At 69.5% G+C, this 4,360-nt stretch carries 3 protein-coding genes; all 3 read right to left on the bottom strand.

What is annotated here, in order from left to right; all coding sequences use genetic code 11:
* Nucleotides 1-557, bottom strand: a 557-nt coding sequence (locus FVW20_RS08250; protein WP_196609038.1) for a DNA-processing protein DprA, incomplete at its 3' end; no start/stop codon positions are given.
* Nucleotides 558-2,633 carry a RecQ family ATP-dependent DNA helicase gene (locus FVW20_RS08255; protein ID WP_196609039.1) on the bottom strand — a complete coding sequence of 692 codons (2,076 nt, stop codon included), beginning with the start codon at nucleotides 2,631-2,633 and terminating at the stop codon, nucleotides 558-560.
* A 145-nt stretch (nucleotides 2,634-2,778) separates the two neighbouring features.
* Nucleotides 2,779-4,152: a 30S ribosomal protein S12 methylthiotransferase RimO gene (rimO, locus tag FVW20_RS08260; protein WP_196609040.1), complete on the bottom strand. Its 1,374-nt coding sequence runs from the start codon at nucleotides 4,150-4,152 to the stop codon at nucleotides 2,779-2,781.
* Between the last annotated feature and the right edge of the window lie 208 nt (nucleotides 4,153-4,360).

Raw genomic sequence — 4,360 nt, forward strand, 5'->3', positions numbered from 1 at the left:
CCGTCGGTGGCAGCGCCGTCGATGCCTCGCGCGCCGCCGGACACCAGCGCCACCCCGGCGGCGGCGGCCAGACCGCCCACGCCCTCCGCGTAGTCCAGCAACGCACCCTCCGCATTGCGTGAGCCGACCACCGCCAGCCCTTCCCTGTCAAAGAGCGACCGGCTGCCGCAGCCATACAGGACCGGTGGGCAGTCTTCCTTCAGCCGGGCCTTCAGGCGAACGGGGTATGCGGCATCGGCGCGGCTGACCACCCAGATGGATCTGGCCTGCCAGCGTTCCACCGCCTGACCCAGCAGAAAGCCGCGCCCCAGAAGGCGCCGCAGCCGCTCCGGCTCGACGATATCGGCGCAGTCGGCGTACAGCGCCTCCCCGTCCGCCGCCAGCAGGTCGGCGGGCTGGCGGGAAAGCCCGTACAGGTGGCGGGCAAGGCGTTTGTACTCGCCAAAGCTCAGCAGGGCCGCAGCCGGACCGGCGTGCCGCAAGGAGCTTCGCCCCACCACCAGCGGGGCCGTCAGCAGCAGGATGGCCCTGGTATTCAGCGAAAGAGTGTCGTTCATCTATCCTTGGCCTGCCTGGGAAAGCGCCACCGGCCACACCTCGCCGCAGCCGTTCCGGCGCAGCAGCCAGGCGGCCACGGTCAGTGTCCATCGTGAATCCACCATGTCGTCCACCAACAGCACCGGGCCTGCGGGCATGGGTACATCGGCGAGGCCCAGCGACCCGTCCACGTTGCGGGCCTGCTGGACGCTGTTGCCCATGGTCTTCTGTTCGGGCCTGTGGTCCGTTTTCTCCAATACCGGCACAAACGGCAAGCCCAGCCGCGCCGCAAGGCGGCGTGCGAAGTCCGGCACCAGGTCCGGATGGCGCAACGAGGGGATACAGGCCACCCATTCCGGCGCTGGCTGCGGGTTCCACTGCTGCACCATGGCGGCGCAGGCGTCCACAAGGTCATCGGCAAAGCGCCCGTCCCGGTATTTTCCCTGCCGTACCGCAGTCCCCCATCCGGCATCGGCCCACGCGCTCAGGGCCATGCCCTGCCGCGCCCGCTCGGTGGCGGGAATCCTGCCCCGGACATCGCAATGCGGCATGCCGCCCACGGGCCACTGCAACCGGGGTTCGATGGGCATGTTGCCCCGGCGCAGGAACGCCATGGCCTCGTGTACCAGCGCAGGGGCGGCGGCTTCCGGCAGGGGGGGCAGCGCGGGGGGCGCGATGTTCGCCGCGTCCCCGTCCAGCGCCCGCACCAGATACTCCATGTGCTGGCCGAAGGGCAGGCCCACGTATTCCCGCATCTGCGCGTTTTCCGCATGACGCAGCGCTGTCAGGCGTTCCGCCCGCTGCCAGAACGCCTCGGACAGCGGTGCCGCCGTCAATTGCCACCTGGTGCCTTGCCTGGCGATGGGCGCGGGCGATTCCAGCGACAGCAGGGTGATGCCCTTGTCGATGCGGCCCTTGCCCATGTTTACGCGGATCATCAGTTCCGGCGTCGAAAGCCCCTCCGGCGCGCCTTCCAGGGCATCCAGAATCTGTTGCACCTCGGCGCGGGTGGGAAAGGCGCTGCGGATGAACCAGTCGTTGATGTCGTCTTCTTCCGGCCCGCTCAGCAGCACGCCGTAGGCGGCGGGCAGGGCGCGTCCGGCGCGGCCCACCTGCTGGTAATACGCCACGACCGATCCCGGCGTCTGGAAATGGATGACGAAGGCAAGGTCCGGCTTGTCGTAGCCCATGCCCAGCGCCGTGGTGGCCACCAGGGCCTTGACCCGGTTGTGCAGCAGTTCCTGCTCCAGGCGTTCCCGGTCCTCGCCGGTTTCGCCCGTGTAGGCCGCCACGTTGAACCCGCGCTGTTGCAGCCATGCCGCCACCAGCCCGGCATCGCGCACCGTCAGGGTGTAGATGATGCCGTGTCCGTCCAGTTCGCCAAGCCGCTCGGCCAGCCAGGCCAGGCGCTCGGCCCGGTCAGGCAGGCGTATGGTTTGCAGCGTCAGCGAGTTGCGATCCAGGTCGCCCCTGGACACGGCGAGGTCGGGCCCCAGCACGGTGGCCAGGTCGGCCATGACCCGGTCGTTGGCCGTGGCCGTGGTGGCCAGCAGGCGCACGGCAGGGGGCAGGTTGGCGGCCATGCGCCCCAGCAGCCGGTAGTGTGGCCGAAAATCGTGTCCCCAGTCGGAGATGCAGTGCGCCTCGTCCACTACCAGCAACGATATCCGCCCCGCCACCGGGGCCAGCACCTGCGTCTGGAACCAGTCGTTGCCCAGCCGTTCGGGCGAGATGAGCAGGATGTCCACTTCGCCGCGGGCAAGGCGCGCCTCCACGTCTTCCCAGTCGTCGCGGTTGTCCGAGTTGATGGTGGCGGCCCGCACGCCCATGCGTTCAGCGGCGGCGATCTGGTTGCGCATCAGCGCCAGCAGGGGCGACACCAGCAGCGCGGGGCCCTGGCCTGCGTCGCGCAGCATCCGCGTGGCGATGAAGTAGACAAAGCTCTTGCCCCAGCCGGTCTTCTGCACCACCAGCAGGCGGCCCCGGCCTTCCACCACGTGCCGGATGGCGTCTTCCTGCCCGTCTCGAAACTCCGCCCCGGCCAGCCCGGACCCGGCGCGAAGCAGCGCCAGCGCCCGTTCCTGCGAATAGGTCATGCCTTCCCCCGATGCTTGAGAGTGCGTCCACATCACGGTTGCCATATTCATGCATCGCTACCATATAGACGTACCCCCGCCGAGGAAAGACACCCGCGCGGCGCCGGACAGCCTGCGGAACACGCCGCTGCCTTGGGGATTTTCCCTATTCCTCCGGCTCGGCCAGGGCCACCAGGTCGTAGGTCCGCGCCTCCACGATGTCCGCCTCCACCAGCGCGCCGGGAGCCACACCGGCCCCGCTCACGTAAGTAACCCCGTCTATTTCCGGGGCCTGGAACCAGGTGCGGCCCGTGTGCAGGCCGGGCCATTCGTCGTGGGGGGCGTCCACCAGCACGGGCAGCCGCTGGCCCACGCACGATTCCATGATCTCCTCGCTGATTTCGGCCTGTACTTCCATCAGCGCGTCGCGCCGCCATTCCTTCACCTTGTCGTTCACCTGTTCGGGCATGGCGGCGGCTGGGGTGCCTTCCTCTGCCCGGTAGGCGAACACGCCAAGGTGGTGAAAGCGCGTCTCCACCACAAAATCGGTGAGCGCGGCGTAGTGTTCCTCCGTCTCGCCGGGAAAGCCGACGATGATGGACGTGCGCAGGGCCGCGCCCGGAAAGTGCTTGCGGATGCGGTCCACCACCACGCGGGGGTTGCGGGCGAACGGTCGCCCCATGCGGCCCAGCACGTCGGGGTGGGCGTGCTGCAAGGGCACGTCGAAATAGGGCACGAAGGGCGCGCCCGCCGCCGCAAGGTAGGCCAGCAGGTCGTCGCTGAGCCCGGCGGGGTACAGGTACATCAGGCGCAGCCGGTCCAGTCCCGGCAGGGGCAGCAGCCTGTCCAGCAGGGGGCGCAGGTCGCCCTTGCCGCTGGCGTTGTCCAGGTCCTCGCCCCAGGCGGTGACGTCCTGCGCGACCAGGATCAGTTCGCGCACCCCCATGTCCAATAATTGCCGCGCCTCGCGTTCCAGTTCCGCCGCCGGGGTGGAGCGGTGCGCGCCGCGAATGGAGGGGATGGTGCAGAACGAACAGTTGTGGCGGCACCCGTCGCTGATCTTCAGCCAGGCGTACGACGGTCCGGTGGACAGAAGCCGAGTGCCCCCGGCGTAACCGGGCGCGACGGCGCCGGGCGCGGACGTTCCGCCCCAGGCAAGCCCGCCCCTCGTGGTCACCCGGGCCCCCACGGCGCGTGCCAGCAGGTCCGGCCACGTCTCTATGGATTGGTTGGGCAGCCACAGGTCCACTTCCGGCAGTTCGGCGGCCAGGTCGCGCTCGCCATAGCGGCCCACCAGGCACCCGGCCACGGCCAGCAGGGGCCGCCGGGCCAGCCCGGAAATCTCGTCCACGGCCTCCACCACGGTGCGCACCGATTCTTCCACGGCGGGCAAAATGAAGCCGCAGGTGTTCACGAGCACCACGTCGGCCTCGGCCATGTCGGCCACGGGGCGCACGGGGGCGGCCAGCGCGCCCAGCAGGCGTTCGGTGTCCACGCGGTTCTTGGGGCAGCCAAGGCTGACGGAATAAACACTTATCATTGGATGATGTTCCGGGTATGGGAAGGGTGGAGGGTACCGCACGCCCCCGTGGCGGCACATGCCCGTGCCACGGAAGCCGATGCGCCCCGGATCCGCCCCCGGATGCCCCCGGCGGAAAACGCAGGGTGGTCCGTGGGCGTGGTGCTGGGTGCCGCGTACCCGCAATGCGCGCCGGGCGCAAGCCCCCGCATCCGGCAGGCCGGAGATC

The organism is Nitratidesulfovibrio oxamicus, assembly GCF_015731765.1.
GTDB classification, from domain to species: Bacteria; Desulfobacterota; Desulfovibrionia; order Desulfovibrionales; family Desulfovibrionaceae; genus Cupidesulfovibrio; species Cupidesulfovibrio oxamicus.